At 72.0% G+C, this 24,344-nt stretch carries 17 protein-coding genes and 1 tRNA gene; 12 read left to right on the forward strand and 6 right to left on the reverse strand.

Annotation, left to right across the window (positions count from 1 at the left end):
- Positions 1-117 precede the first annotated feature (117 nt).
- Positions 118-1,641, forward strand: coding sequence for an APC family permease (locus E1298_RS02295; protein WP_131889050.1), 1,524 nt, complete (start codon positions 118-120; stop codon positions 1,639-1,641).
- Positions 1,638-3,242, forward strand: coding sequence for an amidohydrolase (locus E1298_RS02300; RefSeq protein WP_131889051.1), 1,605 nt, complete (start codon positions 1,638-1,640; stop codon positions 3,240-3,242). The genes E1298_RS02295 and E1298_RS02300 overlap by 4 nt, the downstream gene beginning before the upstream one ends.
- 17 nt (positions 3,243-3,259) lie before the next feature.
- Here E1298_RS02300 and E1298_RS02305 read toward each other — a convergent pair whose 3' ends face one another.
- Positions 3,260-4,144, reverse strand: a complete 885-nt coding sequence (locus E1298_RS02305) for an alpha/beta fold hydrolase (protein ID WP_131889052.1) — start codon at positions 4,142-4,144, stop codon at positions 3,260-3,262.
- Between the two features lie 467 nt (positions 4,145-4,611).
- Between E1298_RS02305 and E1298_RS02310 the strand changes: the two genes are divergently transcribed.
- The 3 genes from E1298_RS02310 to E1298_RS02320 are packed head-to-tail and all read left to right on the forward strand — an operon-like array spanning position 4,612 to position 8,290.
- Complete coding sequence (locus E1298_RS02310; protein WP_131889053.1) at positions 4,612-5,955, forward strand: cytochrome P450; 1,344 nt, start codon at positions 4,612-4,614, stop codon at positions 5,953-5,955.
- A complete protein-coding gene (locus E1298_RS02315; protein WP_131889054.1) occupies positions 5,952-7,268 on the forward strand; it encodes an FAD-dependent oxidoreductase in 1,317 nt (438 codons plus the stop codon). The genes E1298_RS02310 and E1298_RS02315 overlap by 4 nt, the downstream gene beginning before the upstream one ends.
- Positions 7,265-8,290, forward strand: a complete 1,026-nt coding sequence (locus E1298_RS02320) for a terpene synthase family protein (protein WP_131889055.1) — start codon at positions 7,265-7,267, stop codon at positions 8,288-8,290. Before E1298_RS02315 ends, E1298_RS02320 begins: the two co-directional genes overlap by 4 nt.
- Before the next feature lie 124 nt (positions 8,291-8,414).
- On the opposite strand, the gene E1298_RS51510 is transcribed toward E1298_RS02320, so the two are convergent.
- A complete protein-coding gene (locus E1298_RS51510) occupies positions 8,415-10,028 on the reverse strand; it encodes an IclR family transcriptional regulator domain-containing protein (RefSeq protein ID WP_207944385.1) in 1,614 nt (537 codons plus the stop codon).
- 81 nt (positions 10,029-10,109) lie between these two features.
- Between E1298_RS51510 and E1298_RS02330 the strand changes: the two genes are divergently transcribed.
- Positions 10,110-10,859: a CoA transferase subunit A gene (locus E1298_RS02330; RefSeq protein ID WP_131889057.1), complete on the forward strand. Its 750-nt coding sequence runs from the start codon at positions 10,110-10,112 to the stop codon at positions 10,857-10,859.
- Entirely contained in the window at positions 10,859-11,491 is a 633-nt protein-coding gene (locus E1298_RS02335) for a 3-oxoacid CoA-transferase subunit B (RefSeq protein WP_131889058.1), read from the forward strand. The genes E1298_RS02330 and E1298_RS02335 overlap by 1 nt, the downstream gene beginning before the upstream one ends.
- A gap of 19 nt (positions 11,492-11,510) precedes the next feature.
- Here the strand turns inward: E1298_RS02335 and E1298_RS02340 are convergent, their stop codons facing one another.
- Genes E1298_RS02340 through E1298_RS02350 form a run of 3 tightly spaced genes read right to left on the reverse strand, consistent with a single transcriptional unit; the run spans position 11,511 to position 16,849 of the window.
- Positions 11,511-14,105 (reverse strand): hypothetical protein, encoded by a 2,595-nt coding sequence (locus E1298_RS02340; RefSeq protein ID WP_131889059.1) that lies wholly within the window; start codon positions 14,103-14,105, stop codon positions 11,511-11,513.
- A gap of 10 nt (positions 14,106-14,115) precedes the next feature.
- The gene (locus E1298_RS02345) at positions 14,116-15,138 is read right to left on the reverse strand and encodes a hypothetical protein (protein WP_131889060.1); all 1,023 of its coding nucleotides are present in this window, start codon (positions 15,136-15,138) and stop codon (positions 14,116-14,118) included.
- A 7-nt stretch (positions 15,139-15,145) separates the two neighbouring features.
- Entirely contained in the window at positions 15,146-16,849 is a 1,704-nt protein-coding gene (locus tag E1298_RS02350; RefSeq protein WP_131889061.1) for a hypothetical protein, read from the reverse strand.
- Between the two features lie 807 nt (positions 16,850-17,656).
- Between E1298_RS02350 and E1298_RS02355 the strand changes: the two genes are divergently transcribed.
- Both E1298_RS02355 and E1298_RS02360 read left to right on the forward strand, forming a co-directional pair.
- Positions 17,657-19,189 carry a DUF4407 domain-containing protein gene (locus tag E1298_RS02355; RefSeq protein WP_131889062.1) on the forward strand — a complete coding sequence of 511 codons (1,533 nt, stop codon included), beginning with the start codon at positions 17,657-17,659 and terminating at the stop codon, positions 19,187-19,189.
- 37 nt (positions 19,190-19,226) lie between these two features.
- A complete protein-coding gene (locus E1298_RS02360; protein WP_131889063.1) occupies positions 19,227-20,870 on the forward strand; it encodes a serine/threonine-protein kinase in 1,644 nt (547 codons plus the stop codon).
- A 27-nt stretch (positions 20,871-20,897) separates the two neighbouring features.
- Here E1298_RS02360 and E1298_RS02365 read toward each other — a convergent pair whose 3' ends face one another.
- Positions 20,898-21,641 (reverse strand): hypothetical protein, encoded by a 744-nt coding sequence (locus E1298_RS02365; RefSeq protein ID WP_131889064.1) that lies wholly within the window; start codon positions 21,639-21,641, stop codon positions 20,898-20,900.
- 190 nt (positions 21,642-21,831) lie between these two features.
- On the opposite strand from E1298_RS02365, the gene E1298_RS02370 reads away from it, so the two are divergent.
- From E1298_RS02370 to E1298_RS47685, 3 genes are all read left to right on the forward strand, one after another.
- A complete protein-coding gene (locus E1298_RS02370; RefSeq protein ID WP_165975264.1) occupies positions 21,832-23,442 on the forward strand; it encodes an AfsR/SARP family transcriptional regulator in 1,611 nt (536 codons plus the stop codon).
- A 54-nt stretch (positions 23,443-23,496) separates the two neighbouring features.
- Entirely contained in the window at positions 23,497-24,228 is a 732-nt protein-coding gene (locus E1298_RS02375; protein ID WP_131889066.1) for a DUF7873 family protein, read from the forward strand.
- 45 nt (positions 24,229-24,273) lie between these two features.
- Positions 24,274-24,343, forward strand: a tRNA-Gln gene (locus tag E1298_RS47685).
- The last annotated feature ends 1 nt before the right edge of the window (position 24,344 follow it).

A 24,344-nucleotide genomic window follows, 5' to 3' on the forward strand; every position in this document is an offset into this window, starting at 1 on the left:
GGTTCTCCACGGCGTCGATCGACCTGTTCGGAAGGCGTCACCTACTGTCGCCGCACTGGTCCGCCGGCGCAGAGCCGTCCGGCCCGCGGCACGCGAGAACAGTACGGAGGACGTGCCATGATCGAGAACCAACCCCCCGGCCCCGCCCCGGCCCCTGTCACGGGCGACGCGGACGACGACGCGCGCCTGCGGGAACTCGGCTACGAGCAGCGGCTCAGCCGGCGGCTGGGGGTGTTCGGCTCCGTCGCCATGGGCTTCGCGACGATCTCACCGGTGGTGGGCCTGTACGCGGTGGCCGTGGTCGGGACGGTGGTGGCGGGCCCGATGTGGGTGTGGACGCTGCCCGTCTGCCTGGCGGGCCAGTGCCTGCTGCTGACCGTCTACTCCGAGCTGGCGTCCGAGTTCCCGATCTCGGGCGGCCCCTACCAGTGGACCCGCAGGCTGATCGGCCCGTCCTACGCCTGGCTGACCGGGTGGGTGTCGCTGTGCGGCTACCTGGCTGCGAACACCACCATCGCCTACCTGTCCACGCCGTGGTTCCTCGCCCTGTTCGAGATCAGGCCGACGGCGCACCTCCAGGTCGCGGTCGCCGCCGTGTTCATCCTGGGGTGCTCGCTGGTGAACGCGCTGGGCATCGACGTGCTGCGCCGCGTCCTGAACGCCGGCATCGCCGCCGAGGCCGTCGCCTCGGTGGGGATCGGCCTGGCGCTGCTGCTGGTGTTCCGGACGCAGCCCTGGTCGCTGCTCACGGGCACCCTGGGCGCCGAGGCGGGGTCGGGCGGATCGGTGCCCGCGGCGATGCTGGCGGCGCTGGCCGTCGGCGGCTGGGCGTTCGTCGGCTTCGACGCCACCACGATGTCCTCGGAGGAGACCCGGAACGCCGCGCGCCACGTCCCGCGCGCCATCTGGTGGGCGCTGCTCAGCGTCGGCGGCCTGGTGATCCTCAACGCGTTCGCGACCGCCCTCGCCCACCCCGACCCCGCGAAGGTGGTGTCGGGCGCGGACCCCGATCCGGTGACCACGGCCGTCCTCGCCTCGTTCGGGGACTGGGCGTCCAAGCCGTTCATCTGCGTCGTGATCGTGGCCTTCGCGGCCTGCGGGCTCGCCGCGCAGGGCGCCAGCGCCCGCGCCGTGTACTCCGTCGCCCGGGACGGGGTGCTCCCCGGCTCGCGCTTCCTGCGGATCGTCAACCGCAGGCACGCGCCGATCGGCGGCACGGTCGCGGTGACCGCCGCCGGCTGGGCGGGCCTGCTGCTCGCCCTCGACAGCGCCGCCATCGGCAGCCTGATCACGTTCGGCACCGCCGGGCTCTACCTGGTGTTCTTCCTGGTGGCCCTGGCCGCGCTGATCAGCCGGGTCCGCGGCACCTGGACGCCCGCCGGGCACATCCGGCTGGGCACCGCGGGCACCGTCGTCAACGCGCTCGCCGTCCTCTGGCTGGGCCTCCAGTTCATCAACATCACGTGGCCGCGCTCGGTCCTGGCGCCCCCGGGCGCGCCGTGGTACCAGATCTGGGCCGCCCCGCTGGTCACGGCCGGGCTGCTGGCGCTCGGCGTGCTCTACCTCGTCATCGCCCGCCCCCAGGAGAAGGTCCGCGCCGGCAGCGCCTTCGCGACCCTGGCCGAGGAGCCGGCGCCGTGACCGGGGCCGATCTGATCATCCGGGACGCCGCCGTCCGCACCCTCGACCCGGCGCGGCCGAGGGCCACCGCGCTGGCCGTGCGGGCGGGGGAGATCGTCGCGGTCGGCGACGCCGCCGACGTCCGTCCGCACCTCGGCCCGCGCACGGAGATCGTCGACGGCCGGGGCCTGACGGTCACACCCGGCCTGGTCGACTCCCACCAGCACCCGCTGCTGGGGGTCGCGGGCGACCGGGGTACCGACGCCGCCGGGGTCACCACGCTGACCGGGTTGATCGACCTGCTCCGCCGGGACTGCCGGCGGCTTCCCCAGGACGCGTGGGTCATCGTCAAGGGAGTCGAGTACGGCGCCCTCCCGCCGCGGTCCATGCACCGGCGCCTGATCGACGACGCCGTCGCCGGACGGCCCGCCTTCCTGTGGTTCGCCGACGCCCACAACGCCCTGATGAGCAGCGAGGGGCTGCGGCGAGCCGGCATCACCGGCCCCGTCGACTTCGGCGACCGGGCCGAGATCGTGGTCGACGAGCACGGCGTTCCCACGGGTCAGCTCCACGAGATCTCCGCCGTCCTGCTCGGCCAGACGGCCGTGCCGCCGCTGGACGCCGACGAGATCGCCCGCGACGCGGCCCGGCTCTTCCAAGACCAGGCCGCAGCAGGAATCACCGGCATCCATGTGCTCGACCTGTGGCCCGGCACAGAAACGGTGCTCGACACACTCGACGGCGACGACCGGCTGCCGGTCCGCGTCCTGCTCGCGCCCTGGGCCCTGCCCGGCGACGTCGATGCCACCCTGGAGACCGTCCGCGCGCTACGGCACCGCGACCGCACCGGCCGGTGGCGTACCGGCGCCGTCAAGTTCTTCCTGGACGGCACCATCGACGGCGGCTCGGCCTGGCTGCACCAGCCGGACTGCGCAGGGGACGGCGAGCACCCGGTGTGGAACGACCCCGAACGGTACGACGCGGCCGTGTGCCAGGTCGTCGACATGGGACTTCCCTGCTTCACCCACGCCATCGGCGACCGCGCCGTCACCCACGCCCTCGACACCTACGAACGCGCGGGGACACCGATGCACGGCCGCCACCGCATCGAACACGCCGAGATCCTCGCCGAAACGGACATCGCCCGCTTCGCCGAACTCGACGTCGTCGCCTCCATGCAGCCCACCCACCTGGACTGGACGCTGCCCGACCACACCGACAACTGGTCACGGCGGCTCGGACCGGACCGCTGCCGGCAGGGCTGGCGCTTCGCCGACATCGTCCGCGCCGGCGGCCGCGTCGCGCTCGGCTCCGACTGGCCCCTGGCCACCTACGACCCCCGCGTCGTCATGGCGGGCGCCGTCCTCCGCCGGCCGGCCGGGCGGCACCGTCCTCCGGTAGGCGAGGACCAGGCGCTCACCCCCGCCCAGGCACTCGCGGGCTACACCGCCTGGGCCGCCTACGGCGCGGGCGAGGAGCACCGCGCGGGCCGCATCCGCGAAGGCTTCCAAGCCGACCTCACCCTGTTCGCCGGCGACCCCCTCACCACGCCGCCCGACGAACTCCCCCACCTCCCGGTGACCATGACGATCGTCGACGGCCGCATCGTCCACCGGACCTGACGTCCCGGAGGTCCCTGTCAGTTGTCGGCGGACCAGCGCAGGATCTCACGCGCGGTCCGGGCGGGGGCCTCACGCGGGACGAAGTGGCCGACGCCTTCCAGCTCCACCCGCTGGTAGAGCCGGGGGAACAACTCGTCCTTGCCCTCGCTGGTCGACGGCAGGTTGTCGCCGTCCTCGGCGCCGTGCAGGACCAGGGTCGGCACCTGGACGGCCGGGACGTCCGCGAGGCGCTTCTCGGTGTCGGCGTAGGCCGGGTCGCCGGGGTGCTCGCCCCAGCGGTGCAGGTAGGCGCTGACGGTGATGTCCGGCCAGTCGTCGTTGTCCCACGCCCGCGCGGCCTGGTCGAACTCGGCGTCGGAGAACCGCCAGCCCGGCGACCAGCTCTCCCACAGGTAGCGGCTGAACCCGCGCCGGTCGTCGCGCATGGTGGCCTGGCCGCGCCCGGTGGCCACGAACCACTCGTACCAGTAGGCGTGCGCGAGCGGGTAGGGCAGCGGCGCGTCCGGTCCGCTGGCGCCGTGACCGGCGGACATCGCCACGAGGCAGCGGACGCGCTCGGGGAACAGCGCCCCGGCGACATACCCGGCGCGCGCGCCCCAGTCATGCCCGGCGACGACGACGTCTTCGAGGTCCAGCGCGTCGAGGAAGTCGCGCAGATCCGTGCCGAGCGCGCCCGCCTGACCGCTGCGCGGCCTGTCCGGCGCACGGAACCGGGTCGCCCCGAACCCGCGCAAGTGCGGCCGATACACCCGATACCCCTCGGCGACCAGGAGAGGGACCACCTCGTCCCAGCAGTGCACGTCGTCAGGCCAACCGTGCACCGCCACGGCGGCGGGACCGTCGATTGGCCCTGCCACCTCGTACCCGATGTCCAGGACCGCGGTGGCGACGAACTCCGTCATCCCGGCAAACTACCCCCACTGAACTGGGCAAACATCGATCGGTCTCAGGCCCGTCCCCGGTTCCTGGTCGACGTCCGATGCGCGGGTCGGCAGGTGCCCGGCTCCCGGCAGGGCATGTACGGCGGGCTGCTGGTGAGCCAGGGCTGCGGGATTGTGTGCGCCTATATGGACAGCCGATATCCGTTACACGCTGTCCAATGCGAGGGCCCTAGATGTGGCGATGACAACCGAATGCCCATCGATTCCACGGCGGAGTGACCGAATGGCATCACCAGGGCTCCAGTTCGGCGGTGGATCGGGCGAAAGCGCGACATGGCCGCGAAGCGCGACATCTTGTGGGCTGTGGATCTCTTGGCAACCGGTGATCGATGGGCGCTACTCAAAGGACGACAACACCATAGCCGTGTGCTGGGGACGTCAGCCGTACCAAGGCGACAGCCGTCGAGGCCCAGTCGAAGGAGGCCCAAATGACCACTGAGTCGTTCACGTCCGGTGTCGTTCCCGGGGGCTGGCCCGTTCTCGGTCACGTCTGGCCGCTGATGAGCAGGCCCATCGCGTTCTTGACCTCCTTGCCCAGGTACGGGGATCTGGTGGAGATGCGCCTGGGGACGACGCATGTCTACGTCCCCTGCCACCCGGAGCTGCTCCGGCGGACGCTGACCGATGACCGGCTGTTCGACAAGGGCGGGAAGTACTACGACCGGGCCAGGGAGATGGCCGGCAACGGTGTCGCCACCTGTGCGCACAAGGACCACCGGCGGCAGCGCCGGTTGCTCCAGCCCGCGTTCCAGCGGGCGCAGCTGGCGCGTTACGCGGCGGTCATGGAGCAGGAGATCGCCGACCTCACCGAGTCCTGGAGCAGCCCGCAGGACATCGACGCCTATCCCGAGCTCTACCGCCTCGCGTTGCGCACGGTGACCCGGACGCTGTTCTCCGCACAGGTCGACGATGCCACGGTGGACCGGATCCGGTGCTCCTTCGACGTCGTGTTCAGCGGCTTCTTCCGGCAGATGTTCCTCCCCCGGGCCGTCCTGCGGCTTCCGCTGCCGGGCAACCTGCGGCACCGCCGTGCGCTGCGGCACCTGAGGGAGACGATGCGGCAGGTCATCGCCGACTCCCGCGCCGACAACGACGAGAACAACGTGCTGGCCGGTCTGCTCGCCGCGCACGACGCCGAAGGCGCTCAGGTCTCCGACGCGGAACTCTACGACCAGACCGTGACCGTACTGGCGGCGGGAAGCGAGACCGTTGCCTCCACCCTCACGTGGGCGCTGTACCTGCTGTCGGAGAACGCCGACGCGCAGGCACAGTTGCAGGCCGAAGCCGACGCGGCGCTCGCGAAACCCGTGGCGACCTGGGACGACCGCACGAACCTGCCCTACGCCCAGCGCGTCGTCAACGAAACGATCCGCCTGTACCCCGCCGGATGGCTGTTCACCCGCGTCACGACCAGCGACACCGAACTGGCCGGGCGCACCCTGAAAGCGGGCACCACCGTCGTCATCACCCCCGTCCCGGTTCATCGCAACGCCGGCATCTTCGAGCACGCCGACCGGTTCGCCCCGGACCGCTGGCTGCCCGAGCGCATGGCGGGCCTGCCCCAGAGCGCGTTCGCGGGATTCGGCGGCGGAGCGCGCAAGTGCATCGGGGACGACTACGGCATCGGCGAATGCACACTCGCCCTCGCCTCGATCGCCAAGCAGTGGGACGTCCGGACCCTGCCGGGCGCAGACGTTCGGCCGGTGCCGCTCGCCGCCTTCTACCGCCCCCGCCGGCTTCCTCTGCGCCTGACCCGGCGGGAGCGGACATGAGAACCCGCGCTCATGCGCGCGGCCATGCCGCGGTCGTGGGCGGCGGATACGCGGGCCTGGTCGCCGCACGGGTCCTGGCCGACCGCTTCGACCGGGTGACCGTCCTGGAGAGGGACGCCATCGCTGTCGGCCGCGCCTATCGGAAAGGCACGCCGCAGAGCCGGCACCCGCACGGACTGCTGTCGCGCGGTGCGGAGATCCTTGAGGACCTATTCCCCGGGCTGCGAGACGAACTGGCTGCGCAGGGGGCGCCGGTCGGCGACTTCGGGTTCTTCCGGATGCTGTATCCCACGGGATGGTCACCGGCGATCCGGTCCGGACTCGCCCTGCAGACCTTCAGCCGTCCCTTACTTGAGACCACGCTGCGCCACCGTGTGCTCATGCACCCGGCTGTGACGTTGCTGGACAAGACTCAGGTGGAAGGACTGGCCGTCACCGCCGGGCGCGTCACCGGCGTCAGGCTGGACGATCAAACCGCGCTCGACGCGGACATCGTCGTGATCGCGGATGGACCGCATTCCCGGCTTCCCGCCTGGCTGGCCGAGGTCGGCTTCCCCGAGCCGAGGACACTCCGGGTGGACGGCAGGCTCTCCTATACATCCCGCCTCTACAAGCGCGATCCCTCGAATGGCCTCGGTTTGCAGGCATCCGTGCAGGCCACTTTCGCGCCGACGACGGCGCGCGGCGGTGTTGTCATCGCGATCGAAGACGACCAGTGGCTGGTCTGCCTGTTCGGGGCGAACGGCGATTCCGCGCCCACCGACCCCGACGGCTTCACCGCCTACGCGGCCACTCTGGCGAATCCGCACATCCGCTGGGTGGTCGAGGAGTGCGAGCCGGTGAGCGCCATCTACCGGTACGGCGGGCTCGGCGGGTACTGGCATCGCTACGACCGGCTCCGCCCATGGCCCGGTGGCCTCGTCGTCCTCGGGGACGCGCTGTGCAGGCTCAATCCACTTTACGGGCACGGCATGACGGTCGCCGCCGCGCATGCCCTTCTCCTGGGCAAGGCGATGGACCGGTCGCCTCTCGACACCGCCTGCCGCCGTTTCCAGCGGCAGACGCGCCGGATACTCCGGCTGCCCTGGCTCATGTCGACCAGCCTCGATCAGGGCTGGAGCCGCGGCCGGCCTCCCGCCACCGCCGTCCTGGTCCGCAGGGCCCTGCTCGGCCTGCTCGAACGCATCCCAGACGATCCCGACCTCTTCCGCAGGTTCCTGAACGTCCAGCACCTGCTGTCCACGCCGCTGGTGCTGCTGCTTCCCTCCGACCGGCGGCTCCCGAGCCGACGCCAGAAAGGGGCGGGCACGTGATCCCCACCATCTACTGCCCGATCGGCCCGGCCGTGCACCCCGCCTCCCGCCTGGTCGACGACCAGGTCACCGGCTGGGTGTCGAGGTCCGGCCTGTGCTCGGAGCCCGGTCAGCTCGACCGGCTGGCCGGGACGAAGGCGGGCATGCTCACCGGGCAGATCCTGCCGAACGCCCCCCAGGACCGGCTCGCCGTCGTGACCAGGTTCTTCGCCTGGCTGTTCGTCTTCGACGACGCCCACTACGACGAAGTGGACACCCTTCCCGACGCGGCCCGCCTGGCGGCGGTGGCCGGCCGGCTCGTGCGCGTCCTGGAGGCTCCCGACGGGGCCGCGGTCGCCGGCACGCCGTTCGAACGCAGCCTCCACGACATCAAAGAGCAACTGGCACTGATCGCCTCACCCACGCAGATCGACCGATGGGCCACCGCACTCCGCGCCTACCTGTTCAGCCTGGTCTGGAAAGCAGCCAACCGCCGGACCGGGATCGTACCGAGCCTCGACGACTACACCTGCATGCGGATCCACGGTGGCGCCGTCATGACCACCGTGGTCCTGCTGGACATCGCCGACGGCTACCAGGTGCCCGACAAGGAATTCTCCACCACCGCCCTTCGCGCCCTGATGGAGATGACCTCGCTCCTGGTCAGCTGGGACAACGACCTGCTCTCCAGGCAGAAGGAACAACGGACCGCCGACCGCCAGAACCTCGTCGACGTGCTGGCCGCCGAGCGCGGCCACTCCATCACCGAGGCGCTCGACGCGGCCCTGCGGGTACGCGACCAGGTCCTGATCCGGTTCCTGGATCTGCGTGACCGCGTCATGCCGACGGCCAGCAAGGAGACACGCCGGTTCCTGCACTCCATGGCCCAGTGGATCCGCGCCAACCTCGATTGGAGCACCCAGACCGAGCGCTACCACCTGAACCCTTCCATGGCCTCGGCAATGATCACCGCCCTGCCCACGACGCCCCGGGGCCGCCCGCCGATCCCGTCGATCGCCTGGTGGTGGGCCGATGACACATGACCGGCCGATCACCCGGGCGGCCATGCCGCACAGGGCGAGGGCGGTAACGCCGTAAGGAACAGACTCAAGAGAACGACCGCGACCGCCCCAGAAATTGAGCTTTCGACGCAGTCGATCGAGTGCGTCAGAAGGGGAGGGGCTGGTGGGTTGCGAAGGTGGCCACGTCGGTTTCCAGGGCCCGGGCGGTCGCGAGAAGGTCGGGTAGGAGGCGTTCGCGCGTCCGCTCGGCCGGTTCGCGGCCGGCGGGGGCGGCGATGTTGAGGGACGCGACGACGCGGCCGGCGGCGTGGATGGGGGCCGCTATCGATCTCAGCCCCGTCTCCAGTTCCTGGTCGACGAGGGCGTGCCCGTCGGCGCGGGCGGCGGTGACGGCCTGCCGCAGGTCGGTTTCGCCGGTCAGCGTGCGGGGGGTGAGGGGCTGGCGGTCGGCGCGGGCGATCAGGGCGGCCGCCTCGGTGTCGGGGAGGCCGGCCAGGAGGACGCGGCCCATCGCGGTGACATGGGCGGGGAGGCGGGTGCCGACGCTGATCTCGACCCGCATGAGCCGTGACGCCTGGGCGCGGGCGACGTAGCGGATGTCCGCTGCGTCCAGGACGGCGACCGAGGCCGAGTCGCGGACCTTCGCCACGAGGGCGCGCAGGTGGGGACGGGCCAGTTCCTCGAACGTCAGCCTGCTGACCTCGCGGTAGCCGAGGTCGAGGACGCGGGGCGGGAGGCGGTAGCGGCGGCCCGTCTCGCGGGCGTAGCCGAGGCCGGCCAGCGTCAGCAGGGCCCGGCGGGCGGTGGCGCGGGGCTGGCCCGTCGCGGCGGCGGCCTCGGAGATCGTCAGCCCGTCCGGCCGCGTGCCGATGGCGTGGAGGACGGCCAGGCCGCGGTCCAGGGACTGCAGGAACTCCGCTCCCAGCCGCGCCTTCAGCTCGCCGCCCGCGCCGGTTCGGGGCGCGGGGGTGCCGCCCGGGCGCCGGTGGGTCAGCGCCTTCTCCATCTCGGCGGCGCACGCGGTGACCAGGGGGCGGGCATAGGCGCGCAAGGACCCGGGCGTGTGGCGGCTGGTGTGGCTCACCACGCTCAGGGCGAGGACGGCGGCGCCCGCGGCGTCCCGGACGGGGACCGCGACGGCGACGAGGTCCGGCTCGATGAGCTGGTCGTCGATCGACCAGCCGGACGCGCGGAAGTCCTCGACCCGGCCGCGCAGGACCGGCACCGCGGCGGGTTCCGTGGCCGGGACGATGGAGAAGGGACGGTCGGTGCCGCCGGTGACGCGCCCCTCCCAGGCGCGCCACCGCTCCTCGTCCCATTCCGCCGCGAAGATCGGGCCGGGGGCGCAGCGCTCGGCGGGCAGCAGGTCGCCGACCTTGAAGGCGACCGCCACGGACCGGCTGTGCCGGGACTGGCCGACGATGCGGACGCCGTCCGCGTCGGGGACGGCGAGCGAGACCGACTCGTCCAGCGCGGTGGCCAGCTCCGCGATGCGCCGGGCCAGGGACCCATCGGGGTCCAGGCCCGACAGGTAGAGGTTCCCGATCCGCATCATCCGGGGCGTCGCGGCCACGTCCCGGCCCTGCCGGCGCAGGTAGCCGGTCTCGGCGAGGGTGCCGACGACGCGGTCGACGGTCGAGCGGGCCAGGCCCGTGGCCGTGACCAGGTCGGCGGGGCGCAGGGGGCCGCCGGCGACGCCGAAGACCTCCATGACCTGCAGCCCGCGTTGCAGCGGCCCGACCGGATGGGCTTCCCGCATGGTTGACATCACCCCGGCGACGACGGAGACTTCCTCCGCGATTATGAAGTAAAGTTCACTGGGCGAACAAGAGGGGCGGGCATGGACAAGGTGGTGGCCACCGCCGCGGCGGCCGTGGCGGACGTGCCGGACGGCGCGTCGCTGGCCGTGGGCGGGTTCGGGCTGAGCGGCGTGCCGAACGTCCTCATCGAGGCGCTGCACGCCGCCGGGCCCGGCGGGCTGAGCGTGGTGTCGAACAACTGCGGCGTCGACGGCGGGGGCCTCGGGATCCTGCTGGAGGCGGGGCGGATCGTCCGGGTGACGGGTTCCTACATCGGCGACAACAAGGCGTTCGCCCGCAAGTACCTGGGCGGGGAGGTCGAGGTCGAGCTGATCCCGCAGGGCACGCTCGCCGAGCGGCTGCGGGCGGGCGGCTGCGGCATCCCGGCCTTCTTCACCCCCGCCGGGGTCGGGACGCCCGTCGCCGAGGGCGGGCTGCCGTGGCGGTACGCGGCCGACGGCACCGTCGCGGTCGCCTCCCCCGCCAAGGAGGTCCGCGAGTTCGACGGCACCCCGTACGTGCTGGAGCGCGGCATCACCACCGACTTCGCGCTGGTGCGGGCGCTGCGCGGGGACCGCCACGGCAACCTGGTGTTCGCCAAGTCCTCGCGGAACTTCAACCCGCTCGCGGCGATGGCCGGACGGACGACGATCGCCGAGGTGGAGCGGCTCGTGGACGACCTCGACCCGGACGAGGTCCATCTTCCGGGCGTGTTCGTCCAGCGGGTGCTGCCGTTGACCGGCGAGCAGGCGGCGGCCAAGGGGATCGAGAAGAGGACGGTGCGCGCCTGATGGCCTGGACCCGTGACGACATGGCGGCCCGCGCGGCCGCCGAGCTGGCCGACGGCGACTACGTGAACCTCGGCATCGGCCTGCCCACGCTCGTGCCGGGCCACGTGCCGCCCGGCGTGCACGTCGTCCTGCACTCCGAGAACGGGATCCTGGGCGTCGGGCCCTACCCGCGCGAGGACGAGGTCGACCCCGATCTGATCAACGCGGGCAAGGAGACCGTCACCGTCCTGCCAGGCGCCTCCTTCTTCGACTCGTCCCTGTCGTTCGGGATGATCCGCGGCGGCCACATCGACACCGCGATCCTGGGCGCCATGCAGGTCTCGGCGGGCGGCGACCTCGCGAACTGGATGATCCCCGGGGCGATGGTCCGGGGCATGGGCGGGGCGATGGACCTGGTCCACGGGGCGCGCCGGGTGATCGTGCTGACCACCCACAACGCCAAGGACGGCACGCCGAAGATCGTCGAGGAGTGCGATCTGCCGCTGACGGGGCGGCGGTGCGTCCACCGGATCATCACCGACCTGGCCGTGCTGGACGTCACCCCGGCCGGTCTCGTCCTGGTCGAGACCGCCCCCGGCGTGACCCCGGAGGAGGTCGCGGAGCGGACCGGCGCGAAGGTCACCCGCGCCTGACGGCCCGCCGCCGGCACGGTCATTCGGCCGAATCCTGCTCCGCTGGGGCGCCCTCGTCCTCCGCCGGGGGCGCCTGCCGCGTGTCCCGGCCCCGGCGTCCCTTGCGGCGGTGCCCCTTCGGCTTGTCGCCGACCAGCGTGAGGAGCACGTCCGCGGCGGACCTGACCTTGGCGGCGTTGTCGTTGTCATCGAGGACGTTCCCGGAGCTGTTCAGGTCTCGGAGCCGCCTGATCTGATCTGATATGGCCCTCAGGCTCCATTCCAGATACTGCTTCTTGAATTCCTGGGCGACGATCGGCCCGAACTTCTCCTCGCAGAGGGCGTCGACGAGATTGTTCGTCCAGTTGTGGCCGTCGTTCAACGACTTGCGCGACGCGATGGCGTAGGCGAGCGACGCCACGACCTCCACCGCGACGTCGGCCCTTGTCAGCATCTGCCGCTTGCTGAGGTCGTCGTAGACGAGGGTCGAGCTCTCGCCGCGGAGGACGGCCTCGACGATGTGCTCGACGATGGAGGCCGCGGATTGCGGTGTACCGGTGTGCTGGTGCTCGGACGGCGCCTCGCGCGGCGGGGCATCCGAACCCTGCGGCGGCGCCACCGGAGGGTTCGCCGCCGTGCGCCGAACGCCTCTGGAGTCCAGCCACATCTCGGCGTAGAGGTCATTCGACAGGTCATGGGCATTGGAGAGGCTCTCGATAAGGGCTTTCTCCACGGTCGGGTTCTCGTGCAGGCACGCCTTCGGGAGAAGGCCGCTGAGGATATCGGTCGCCCTGCCGGGGACGTCGTGCCACGACTGGGCGCGCAGATGATGGGCCAGCTCGATGATCATCTGGTTCCGGTTCGGCCAGGAACGGGACCAGTGGTGTTCGAACGATTCCTCATATTCCGGCCAATGCTCGGGTGCCGCCTCCATCATCCAGCGCGGACGGTGGCTGGTCGCCAGCAGCACGACATCGATCATCGCCTGCATGCGGTGATCGGCGGGAGTGAGCCCGGACAGGACGCTGCCCCAATAGCCGGCGCCGGCCGGTTCGCAGCCCTTGCCGGAGAGCAACCAGCCGATGAATCCGTCCGCGGCGAGGTCGAGCCTGCCCGTCAGCGAGGCGATGTTGAGCACCGCGGCGACGCAACTGTCGCCGTGCCGAGCGAAGTCCTCCATCACCGCCGCGTTGACAGGTTCGCCTTTCGGCAGTCTCAAGAGCAGATCAAGGGGGATCATCAGTTCGGCGGGCAGCCGCTGCCGGCCCCATGCCTGCTCCGCTCGTCCTGCTTCACCGGCGAGGAGGGCGTAGACCAGTGCGAGGGCGACGGGGCCGTCGCCCGTCAGCGCCGCCTCGGTGGAGGGATGGGTGCCTGGGTCGGGGGCGACCTGCGTCGCGAGGAGCTGCGCGATCGCGTCGAGTCCTCGCGACAGCTGCGCGTTCTCGTCGGGCCTGGCCTTGACCAGGGTCGCGAGGAGCTTGTCGACGTCCCGCTCGCCGGGCAGGGCCCGGAGCAGCGGTGCCAGCCGGGCTCCCTCCTTCCACAGGAGCCTCGTGGACATGGCGGCCAGTAGAGTCCACCACGGCTTCAGTTCCTTCGGGGCGACGACCGGCAGCCACTTCGCGATGCGTTCGATGTCCTTGCTCTGCGCCTTGGGGAGCAGCTTCCGGAGCGCGATCTCCGCCTCGTCGTCGGGGAGGCCGCCTTCGTCGAGCCACTCGCGCAGGTCCGCCAGGGTGGGATTCCCCTGGCGGAGACCGTGCTCGCGGTCGAGCCGCTTCTCGATCCTGCCGAGCGTGTCGTAGACCACATGGGGGTCGTCGAACATCTGCGGAGCCGTCTGGTACGCCAGCCCGCCGATCACCCGCGTGGGCTCGAAGCGGTCGAGCATGGCGTCCAGCCGGCTGGCGAAGGCGCTGACCGGCAGGTCCGCGGCGGACCCCTCCCACGGCACCTCCACCATGCCCGCCTCGCCGGCACGCCGCGAGAAGCACATCCGGAGGATGTGGCGGGTGGCGCCGTTGGCCCAGGTGGTGGCGGTGATCTTGGCGCGGTAGCCGTACGGCAGGAGCGAGACCGCGGCGTCGAGATAGCGCAGCCGGTCATCGGTGGTGGACTGCTCGGCCCCCGTGACGCAGAGCCGTTCCTTGTGGAGGAGGCGGGCGGCCACGGACGTGGGCGCCGCGCCCAGCCGCGCCAGGTCCGCCGCGACCGTCGCGGCGTTGAACCCGGGCACATCGACATGCAGCAAAGAGCCTTCTCCGGCCTCGGGCAAAGAGACCGGATGCAACGCCTGATAGAGGTTGTAGTAGGAAAGAGGATTTCCTTCCAGCACGTTGTAGGGGAAGAGGAAGAACTGGGTCGGCGCGATCCTTCTCCCGGTTCCGTCGTACGCGTCCGACTGGGTCTGGATGGCCAGGCCGATATGAGGTTCATGGGCGACGTCGACGGTGATGATGGTGACCCGGGGCAGGTCGGCCGGCGCTTCGGCCGTGCCCGGGGAGAACCGGGTGATGATCCTCTTGAAATGGCCCGGGCGGAGCTTCCCCCTGCTGCACGACAGGACGGTGTAGTCGTCCCTGGCCCCCGGCCGCTCGCTCCACAGCGCCCATTCCATCGTGATCGTCGCCATGGGGCGCCCCCTAACGCCGGGTCATCTCGCCGAGCCACAGAAGCGGTTCCAGCACGTTGATCGGATGGATGTCCCCCCGGATCGTGTACTCCTGCTCCTGCGTCGGATGCGGGACGACGTTCTGGAAGTTCGCGGCCCGGAACCGGGTGGCCGTCCGGGCCAGGTAGAAGCCGACGGACGAGGTGGCGAAGTAGCGCACCCGGTCGGGGGCGAAGGAGGCTTTGATCGCGTCATGGACCATGAGCGCGCTCCGGGTCGGCGAGAGGTTCCCGAGCTCCCGGAAGAGCGCCTCGGCCTTGTCCTCCCTGACCCGGGGGAAGAGATGCGGATCGCCCGGGTCGGCCGTGAGGTACCTTCGCCTGTACGCGGTATGGAAGACCTTCGGGTCGTCCAGCTTCGTGATGCAGACGGCGAGGAAATGCGGGAGATGCCTGCCGTCGAGCGTCCCGTCGCCGCCGGCGCGGTGGACGATGTTCTGCAGCACCCACTGGAAGTGCCGGAACTCGTCGCCCTTCTTGTTCTCGCGGACCGGGTCGAACAGGTAGACGATGCCGTCGCAGCTGGAGAGCTGGTCGATGAGCTCTTCCGGGTCGCCGCCGGTGCCGCCGCCGATGTCGTTGAAGCCGAGGTCGATCCCGCTGTCGGTCTCGTCGTCCTCGGTCGTCCCCTTGAAGAGGGTGCCCGCGGCGTCGAGGATGTCGAGCTGGAAATGCAGCGGGACGGGCTCGACCCGCTTGCGCCAGCGGCCGCCGACGGTCTGCTCGGTCTCCCCCATGACCGTCCAGCTCAGGTTCTGGATGCCCTCGGTCTTGCTCGGGAAGCGGCGCTGCCGGGTGAGCGTGTCGGTCTTCTGGGTCAGGAAGTCCACGGATTCCTGGTCGGCGCCTCCGATGTTCCACTTCCCGCTCTGGGTGACCGCGACGAAGAGCGCGGCCAGATAGGACGTCTTGCCGCTGCCCGAAGCGCCCCACAGCCCGATCTTGGCCATCTTCGTCATGGGGCCGGGCCGCTCGTTCGTCGCACCGGTCTTCATGGTCACCTCAGTTCTCGGGGTCCAGCATGGGGAAGACGAGCCGGCCGGATTCGGGGACGATGACGTGCGTGGCGGCGGCGAGCTGCCATGCGTCCGCCTGGGCCAAGGGCAGCAGGGCCGTCCGGCCGAGCCGGTGCCACGCGGGACCGAGATGCTCGGAGGAGTCGAGGACGGCGGCGCTCGTCAGGCCCGGATGCCGTTCGATTCGCCCCAGCATCCTCCGCCAGTCATGTCCCCACGGGCAGGGGAGCAGGCCGTCCGGGTCGTCCCGCGGGGGGTGCGGCGGACGGTCGCCGAAGAACAGCGTCACCACCCTCCGCCTGGCCGGGATCCTCGCCACGCGCTGGGCCACCTGGTGCAGGGCGTCCTCAAGCGGGGCACCGGGCACCCGGTCGGGACGGACGGGACGGAGTCCGGCGAGCGTGTCCAGCGCCGTGGCGGCGGGCGCGAGCCAGGCGCCCCTCAGAACGCCGGCATGCTCCTTCTCCAGCCGGAAGTCGTGGCGGCCGTAGGCGACGACCGCGACGCGGAGCTGCTCGGGGCCGGTGAACCGGCGCTTCACCAGCTTGACGAACTCGCTCGCCAGCCTGCGGCGGGATTCGAACCCTCCGGCGCACAGGTCGATCACGCAGACGACGTCGAGTTCGGTGACCTCGGGGACGAGCTGTTCGGGCAGCGTCGCCATCAGCTCCGACCAGGACCGGCGTTCGGGAGCGACCCCGTCGGGCTCCACGAACTTGACCTGCCCCGCCCCGGCCAGGACGGCGCGGAGCCGGTGGCGGCCGGCGGGGAGCCGCACGACGCCGGTGGACAGGACCCGGGGCCCGTCGTCCCGCCAGGTCATGACGGCGAGGACGGTCCCGTCCTCGTGCGGATGGACGCACCGCAGGCTGAGGCCGCGCTCGGTGCCGACCCCGTCGCCCGCGGCGAACAGCCGCGCGCCGGTCGGCAGGACCTTGCCGGAACCGGCCTCCACCTCGACGACCACCAGTTCCAGGGTGGCGCGGAGCGGAAGGGCCGCCACCGCGTCGGCGACCGCGACGGTGACGTCGACTCCTGTGAGCCGGGACGGGGGCCGCCGCGGTTTTTGCGGATCCGGTGCCGGCCGCCCCTCCGCTGCGGACAGCGGGTCGCCGGCCACCGGGTCGGCGAGGTGGGACAAGGCCCGTTCCGGCACGGGCCAGCCCGGCGCGGTGCAGACGAGTTCGAGCCGGTAGTCCTCCGGCAGTGGGACGTGTTCCGCCAGGTTCCGGCGGAGCTCGGCCCAGAGCAGGTCCTGGTCGACGCCGCCGAGGCCGCCCGCCAGCCGGAACCTCAACTCCTCGGGAGAGCCGGTGGCGAGCATCGGCACCAGGGCGCTCCAGGGCACGGCGGGTCGCGGGCGCCGGCGGGGCAGGCCGAACTCGTCCACGTCGACGACGGTGACGGCGATCCCCGGCTCGCCCGCCTCGATGATCGCCAGCCGGCCCCGGTCGGACAGCTCGGTGACGACCTGCTGGATGCGGCCGCGGAACCGGTCGGCCGGCTCGCTGTCGGCCTCGGCACGGCGCAGCGCCAGCGCCCACTCCGCCTCACTGGGCCGGCCGCCCCGAATATAGGGCAGGTCGCGGCCGTCGGACGGCGAGACCCGGGCGGCGGCGACGGCGTCGAACATGCGCTGCGCGACCAGCAGCCGCTCCCCCTCGCCCGGCACCGGCCCACCATCCGGCACCGGCCCGTCCTCCGGCACAGTCCCACCATCCGGCAGGGTCCCCCAGTCCGGCATCGGTCTGCCGTCCGGCACGGCCCCGCCATCCGGCAGGGTCCCCCAGTCCGGCATCGGTCTGCCGTCCGGCACGGCCCCGCCATCCGGCAGGGTCCCGCCATCCGGCACCGGTCCCTCCTCCGGCACGGTGCCGCCGTCCGGTAGTGGTCCGTCCCCCGGAACGGGCCCGCCGTCCGGCATCGGCGCGGGGCCGGGCTTCGTCATGGGCGTCCCGGACGGTGAAGGCCGCCATCCGCAGGTGCACGGTTCGCCTGTGCCGCTGGACGCAAAACAAACCGGACAATTCACAGGATTTCGCTCATCGCCCGGCATGAAGATGATTCCTCACGTCGCACGGCGTTCGCCCGGCCCCGACCGGGACGACAATAAATGATCTTTTCATACAGGCTCGCGCGCCCCCGCGAATCTCGTTACTTCCCGTTGATCGAATCCCCTTCACCCGACAGCCTCCGCGACGACGGGTCCCCCCAAGGGATGGTAAGCACAGCCTGGGCGCTGTACGCCAAAGGAGATTAGACCGGCCTTTGTCCGGAAGCGGTCATTGATACTCTTCCGCCCCGAGTTGGATCCGCCAGATTCTATGAGGTACAGCTGGTTCTGTCGATCCAAGCGATTGATCGCCCTAATGTGCAAATCTACCTTTAACGGAGCCGCGGCGGCCCGTACCCTCTGCCAGGGGCCGGCGGCGCCGGGGGGATCACAAAAGATCAACGAGCCAACGCCCGCCCGGTGGCGGAATCAAGGGGGAGCTATATGAAGAACGTTCTAGTATGGCTTTCCAGCGCCCGCGAGGAAGCGCTCGAATTGAGCCCGGGCGACAAGCCGAAGTACGTCGGCGTCGGCAGCGCCATCCTCATCACCGGCTCGATCGCCGGGGTGGCCATGGCGTTCGCGCTGCAGAGCGCGGTACAGGTGGCGGCGCCGCTGGCCGTGGCCTTCGGGCTGGCCTGGGCGCTCGGGATCACGATGCTGGACCGCTGGCTGGTCAGCTCCATCCACCGCGGTTCGCGCTGGCAGAACCTGCTGACCGCCGTGCCCCGGCTGGCGCTGGCGGTGCTGTTCGGCGTGGTGATCTCCACGCCGATCGTCCTGCGCATCTTCGGGCCCGAGATCGGGGCGGAGATCACCAGGATCCACCAGACGGACGCCGACGAATTCCAGAAGGGGCAGAAGGAAGGGCCCCTGGGCAAGGCGATCGCCGACCAGACCGCGCAGCGCGACGGGCTGAACAAGATCGTCTCGACCGGTGGGGACGCGCCCCGCAACCCCGCGGAGGACCCGGTGATCATGGGGCTGCAGTCCTCGCTCAAGCAGGCCCAGGCCGACAGCGAGGCCGCCTACAAGAAGCTGCAGTGCCAGCTCTACGGGCCCTGCAAGCCGAAGGGACGCGGTCCGCTCTCGGACGCGGCGCAGAAGGCGTACGACGCCTCCCAGAAGCAGGTCAGCGCGATCACCGGCCAGATCGAGGACCGCAAGCGGCGCCTCAGCGCGAACGACGACCAGAGCCGCGCCCGGCGCGTCGCCGACGCCAAGGCGGCGCTGCCGGGGGTGCAGAGCAGGCTGGACGAGCAGGTCGCGCGGCAGGACGCGCTGCAGAAGTCCTTCACGGCGAAGCAGCGGACCTCCAACGGCCTGCTCATGAAGATCAGGGCGCTCGACCAGCTCTCGGACCAGGACCCCTCGATGCGGACGGCCCACCGCGCGCTGATCCTGGTGTTCACCGTGATCGAGATCCTGCCCGTCCTGGTCAAGCTGCTGATGCTGTTCGCGCCCAAGAGCGCCTACGACAAGGTCCTGGAGATGCAGGAGAGCGAGGACCTCGTCCGCGCCGAGTTGGTGATCCGCACCTCGTCCGGCGCCAAGGAGGTCAAAGTCGACGACGCCATTCGCGAGCTCTGGGGGATCCCGGCGGAACCGGAGGGCAATGGCGCGCCGCCCGGGGCCGCCGGCCTCCAGCCGCCGGGCGGTGATCCGGGACCGGAGTGGTCCGCCGACCATCCCGATGAGCACGGCAGCCCCCACCGCTGGGACGCCGAGCAATTGCTGAATATGCCCGACACCCACGTGTACGGCCATGGCGACGGGGACCCGGACTTCGACGAAGTCTCCCCGGACGCGGGCTTCGGGGGAGAAAGCGGCGGCTTCCGCGTCCCCCGATCCGCCGGCGCCGGATTCACCTCGTCCGAAAGGACCGGGAAATCGGCGTCCGAGACGATCGGCCCGCGGACCAAACCCTGGTCCAGTGCGGAGGACGGAACCGACCGGCTGCTCGAATTCGACGATTGAGCGGCCCATTTCGACGATCAACGTGGGAGTTCCCGGAGTGGCGGTTCACGCCGGCGACGGCCGGTTCGAGCGGGTGCGCAAGCTCGGTGAGGGCGGCATGGGCAGCGTCTGGCTCGCCTGGGACAGCAGCCTAGAGCGCAATGTCGCGCTGAAGGAGATGCACGCCGGCCTGCTGACGGAGCGGGAGGGCCGGCCGCTGATCTCGCCCGAGCGGGTGCTGCGCGAGGCGCGTGCCGCCTCGCGGCTGCGGCACCCGAACATCGTCCAGATCCTGGAGCTCATCGAGAACGCGGACGCGCCACTGATCGTCATGGAGTACGTCGAGGGCAAGTCGCTGGCGGAGTGGATCGCGCGCAGGCCGGACACGCTGTCGCAGGCCCGGGTCGCCGAGATCGGCATCGCGGTGCTGGACGCGCTCATCGCCGCGCACGCCGTGAAGGTGGTGCACCGGGACGTCAAGCCGGCGAACATCCTGATCCAGCGCGCCACCGGGCCGGACGACCCGCTGGGGCCCCGGGTCCGGCTGATCGACTTCGGCAACGCCGCGATCGAGGGGCACCAGCTCACCACGCGCAGCGCCCTGGTCGGCACGCTGGGGTACGTCGCGCCGGAGCGGTTCGGCAGCGGTTCGGGGGCCGAGGTGGACCTGTGGTCGCTCGGGGTCACCCTCTACCAGGCGTTGGAGCACCGCCTGCCGTTCGCCCGCGAGCAGGACACGGAGGTGATCTACGCGCTGCTCCACGAGGAGCCGGACCCGATGGTCCGGGCGGGCCGCCTCGCGCCGGTGATCGTCCGGCTGCTCGACAAGGAGCCGGGCCGGCGGCTGGACGCGAGGACGGCGCGCGACATGCTCGGCCGGGTCCTGCGCGGCCAGGCGGGACCGGCCACCGGTCCGGGCCGTCCGGGACCGGTCACCCGCGCACCCGGCGCCGCCCCGGGCGCTCCCTCCCCGCGGACGGGGCAGGCCACCAGGGGGCACCTGCCGGAGGCCCCGGCGCCCCGGCGCCCGCTGAACGGGTTCGCCGCGATCGTCGCGCGCAACCCGAAGGAGGCCGCGGCGCTGCTCCGGGAGCAGGGGCCCCGGACGACGGCCCGGGTGCTGGACCGCCTGGAGCCCGGGTCGGACGAGGCGGTGGCGGTGGCGATGGCGCTGGGGCCCGTCTTCGCCGCGGAGGTCCTCGGGCACACCCGGCCGGAGACGGCCGTGTCCGTGCTGCGCCGTTTCGCTCCGGAGCGGGCCGCGCGGCTGCTCGTCCGGGTCCCGTCCAAGGGCGCCGCTCCCATCCTCGCCGCGATGCGCCCGGACGACCGGCCGACGGCCCGGCTCTTCCGCGCGCTGCCGCCCAGGGCCGCGGCGCGGTTGCTGAACGGCGTGGCACCGGCCCACGCCATCGCCATGCTGGGCGTCCTGGACGCGGCGCGCACGGCGGGCGTCCTCGCGGAGATGAGCGCCCGCCGGGCCGCGGTCCTGCTCGACCAGGCTCCCGAGGACCCGCACCGCGCCGCCGCCCTCGTCCAGGCCCTCCCCCGCGAGCGGCTCGGCGGCGTGCTGGACCGGATGGACGCCCCGAGGGTGGCCCGGATCCTGGTCGTCCGGCTCGACGAGGCGGCGCGGTTCCTGCAGCTCATGCGGCCTTCGGAGCGCCAGCGGGTCATCGACGCGCTGCATCGTCTGGGCTGACGCCCGTGGCCCTGGCGTTGGGCCGGGTCAGGGATTCAGGTCCGCGACGTCGACCACCTGGCCGGCGGGCGGGGGCTGGATGGCGACGGCGGCGCCGTAGCCGTCGAAGTCGACCCGGCCGTCGCCCTTCGACTCGATGCGCAGCACGTGCGGCTCGCCGCGCGTCGCCACGTAGAGGCGGCCTCCCCCGCCGTCGGCGAGCGACGTCGCGGGCACTCCCGCGACCGTCGCCGCCCCGCGCTTGGACAGGGCGCCCTCGGGCGTCAGCAGCTGGGCGAACAGCTTCGACGGGATCGTGAACGCCGCGAGTTCGGCGAAGTCCTTCTCGTTCGGCGTCGTCTTCAGGTACTTGCCGGACAGCAGCTGGACGGCGCCCTTCCCGCCGGCCGCCTTCCAGAACGCGTCGTCCCCCTTGAAGTAGACGGCCCGTCCGATGCGGACGAGGCTGACGCGCTGCCCGTCCGTCGTGAGGTCGCCCATGGCCTTGCCCCCCGAGTAGCGGAAGTCCAGCGTGACGTCCTTGCCGTCGTCGTCCCGGATCGTGCCGTGCAGCCGGACCGACCGCGCGGCCAGCGTCGCCTTGCGGGCGCGGGCGAGGATCTTGGCGGCGTCCAGCCGCTCCACCCCGTTGGCGGACGGGACGGACGGCGCGGACGGCCCGGACGAGCCGGCCGCCACGGACGCACCGTCCTCTTTGGAGTCGCAGGCGGCAGCGAACATGAGCATGAGCGCGGCCGGAACCGCCAGCGTCGCCGTGGTGGGAATGCGCATCGGATCGCCCTATCTGTGAGAGGTCTGTGAGAAGAAGTCGCAAAGGCAGCCTGATGCGGGCCGATGCCGCTTCTCTGTCGTTATGCTGCGGTTGCCGGGCGCGGACTGCCGGGCGGCTGCGACACCGCTGCCGCGGCACCGCCAGGGGACCGCGCGCCCGCCGCCGCACACGGAGTCGAGGGGGTGCCCCGTGGCCGACCGCCCGCTGCGCTTCGAGATCCTGGGCCGGCTCCGGGCCTGGCGGGACGGGCAGGAACTGGACCTCGGGCCGGGCAAGCAGCGTGCGGTGCTCGCCGTCCTGCTGCTGAACGCGGGCCGCGCGGTCTCGACGGCGGCGATCGTGGACGCCGTCTGGGCCGACCAGCCGCCCGACAACGGGGCGAACGTCGTCCAGAAGTACGTCGCCGGGCTGCGCCGGGTGCTGGAGCCCGAACGGTCGCCCCGGTCGCCGGGCCGGCTCCTCACCCTGACCGGCGCCGGGTACGCGCTCCACGTCCCGGCGGACGGGCTCGACGCCTGCGTCTTCCACGATCACGTCCGGGAGGCGCTGGCCGCCCGCGCGAGCGGCCCGGCCGAGGAGGCCGCCGCCCGGCTGCGCGCCGCGCTCGCGATGTGGCGCGGCCCCGCGCTGGACGGGATCCAGGGCGCCGTCTTCGACGCGGCCCGCGAGCGGCTCGCCGACGAGCGGGCAGGCGCCGCCGAGGCGGCCGCAGAGATCGAGCTGGAGCTCGGACGGCACGCGGAGCTCGTCCCGGAGCTGCACCGGCTGGTCGCGGAGTTCCCGCTCCGGGAGGGGCTCCGCCACCTGCTGATGCTCGCCCTGTACCGGTGCGGGCGGCAGGCGGAGGCCCTGGCCGCCTACCGGGACACGCGGGCCTTCCTGTCCGAGGAGTTCGGGGTCGAGCCGGGCGAACGGCTCCAGAACCTGCACGTGGGCATCCTGCGCGGCGACCCCGCCCTGGCCGCCCCGGCCCGGGCGGCCGCCCCGACCTGGGCGGCGGTGACCCCGGCGCAGGCGCCCCTCCCCGTCCCGGCATCGGCTCGGGCGCCCGTCCAGATGCGGGAGCGGCCGTTCGACGACGCGCTCCCGGCCGTCCCGTGGACGGTGGCGGCGCCGTACGGCGTGCCGCCCACGCCGCGCCCGTGGCCGCTGAGGCTCCTCGCGATCTGCGCGCCCGTCGCCAGCGTCGGCCTGGGCACGTTCGCGCTGATCGCCTACTTCGCGGCGCGGCGGCGGAGCCCGTCCCTCGCGCTCGCTTCGGCCGGCTACCTCGCGCTCATGGGGGTCTTCCTCGCGATCGTCCTCGGGACGGACGAGAACACCACGACATGGCTGGACGCGCCCGCCTTCCTCTCCTGGTTCGTGGCGATGTTCGGCGGCGCCGTGCACATCGCCGTGCTGACGTCCGCCCCGCCCGCCGAAGGGCACCGGACGCCCCCGGCCGTGGTCGACATGATCGAGCGCCGGACGCGCCGCGAGCAGGCCCGGATGCTGCTCGCCCGGCATCCAAAGATGGCCAGCGAGCTGCGCGTCGGGCGGCCCGACCTGGCGCGGGACTTCGACGACGGGGGCCTGGTCGACATCAACGCGGTGCCCGAACACGTCCTCGCGGCCCTGCCGGGCGTGGACCCGTACCAGGCCAAGCTCATCGCGACGGCGCGGGGCGCGGGGGCCTTCGCCTCCCCGGAGGACCTCATCGGCCGGGGCGTCCTGCCCGCGGCCGTCGTCCGCGCCCTGCACGAGACGCTGATCGCCGTCCCGCCCGCCGAGGACGCGGTGGAAAACGCGGTGCGGGAGTGATCGCCGGGACAGTACGGTTACGTCCGTTCCATCACGGGGAAGGGCGGCGCTGCCATGGCGAAGCTGAATCAGATCATCGCGGTCGAGAAGGGCGCGAAGTCCCGCGCGCAGCGCGAGCTGACCGACATCTACCACCGCATCCAGAAGACGCCGCTGCTGTCCGGCATCTCCCGGACCTACCAGCCGCTCGACGACGAGGGCGAGGCACTGCCGCCGGAGTCGACCCGCGTGCAGGTGAAGGCCGAGGAGACGCTCGCCGACGCCGCGCGGGCGCTGACGCGGCTGTTCGACATCACCGCCACCAAGGACTGGGCCAACTGCGACGCCCGCGCCGACGTGGTCGTGGACGGGCGGACGATCCTGGCCGAGGTGCCCGTGTCGCACCTGCTGTTCCTGGAGAAGCAGCTCACCGACCTGCACGCGTTCGTCGACAAGCTGCCCGTCCTGGACGCGGCGGAGGCGTGGACGTTCGACGAGTCCGCCGACGTGTGGCGGACCGAGCCGGTCAAGACGACCCGCACCAAGAAGATCCCGCGCGCCCACGTCCTGTACGAGGCCACGACCGAGCACCCGGCGCAGGTCGAGACCTACACCGAGGACGTGATCGTCGGCACCTGGACGAAGACGGGATTCTCCGGCGCGCTCCCGGCCAGGCGCGTCAACGAGCTGCGCGAGCGCGTCGCGAAGCTCCAGGCCGCGGTCAAGTTCGCGCGGGAGGAGGCCAACGGCGCCGAGGTGGCCGAAAAGAAGGTCGGCGACGCCGTGTTCGGCTACCTGTTCGCGTGACACACTGAAGACTCCCCCGCTGGAGCGCGGGGGCGGGGCCACGAGGCCCCGAAGCTGAGGATGAAGCTCAGTCTGAATCGCGGTGACAGTGGAGGTTCGAGTCCTCCCCGGGGCAT

The sequence above is a fragment of the Actinomadura rubrisoli genome (genome assembly GCF_004349215.1).
Lineage (GTDB): Bacteria > Actinomycetota > Actinomycetes > Streptosporangiales > Streptosporangiaceae > Spirillospora > Spirillospora rubrisoli.

Coding starts and splice junctions, on each gene's coding strand:
- E1298_RS02345 (WP_131889060.1), bottom strand. CDS start 15,138: ATGAAGACCGGTGCGACGAACGAGCGGCCCGGCCCCATGACGAAGATG.
- E1298_RS02315 (WP_131889054.1), top strand. CDS start 5,952: ATGAGAACCCGCGCTCATGCGCGCGGCCATGCCGCGGTCGTGGGCGGC.
- E1298_RS02305 (WP_131889052.1), bottom strand. CDS start 4,144: ATGACGGAGTTCGTCGCCACCGCGGTCCTGGACATCGGGTACGAGGTG.
- E1298_RS51510 (WP_207944385.1), bottom strand. CDS start 10,028: ATGCGGGAAGCCCATCCGGTCGGGCCGCTGCAACGCGGGCTGCAGGTC.
- E1298_RS02355 (WP_131889062.1), top strand. CDS start 17,657: ATGAAGAACGTTCTAGTATGGCTTTCCAGCGCCCGCGAGGAAGCGCTC.
- E1298_RS02330 (WP_131889057.1), top strand. CDS start 10,110: ATGGACAAGGTGGTGGCCACCGCCGCGGCGGCCGTGGCGGACGTGCCG.
- E1298_RS02295 (WP_131889050.1), top strand. CDS start 118: ATGATCGAGAACCAACCCCCCGGCCCCGCCCCGGCCCCTGTCACGGGC.
- E1298_RS02335 (WP_131889058.1), top strand. CDS start 10,859: ATGGCCTGGACCCGTGACGACATGGCGGCCCGCGCGGCCGCCGAGCTG.
- E1298_RS02310 (WP_131889053.1), top strand. CDS start 4,612: ATGACCACTGAGTCGTTCACGTCCGGTGTCGTTCCCGGGGGCTGGCCC.
- E1298_RS02365 (WP_131889064.1), bottom strand. CDS start 21,641: ATGCGCATTCCCACCACGGCGACGCTGGCGGTTCCGGCCGCGCTCATG.
- E1298_RS02340 (WP_131889059.1), bottom strand. CDS start 14,105: ATGGCGACGATCACGATGGAATGGGCGCTGTGGAGCGAGCGGCCGGGG.
- E1298_RS02375 (WP_131889066.1), top strand. CDS start 23,497: ATGGCGAAGCTGAATCAGATCATCGCGGTCGAGAAGGGCGCGAAGTCC.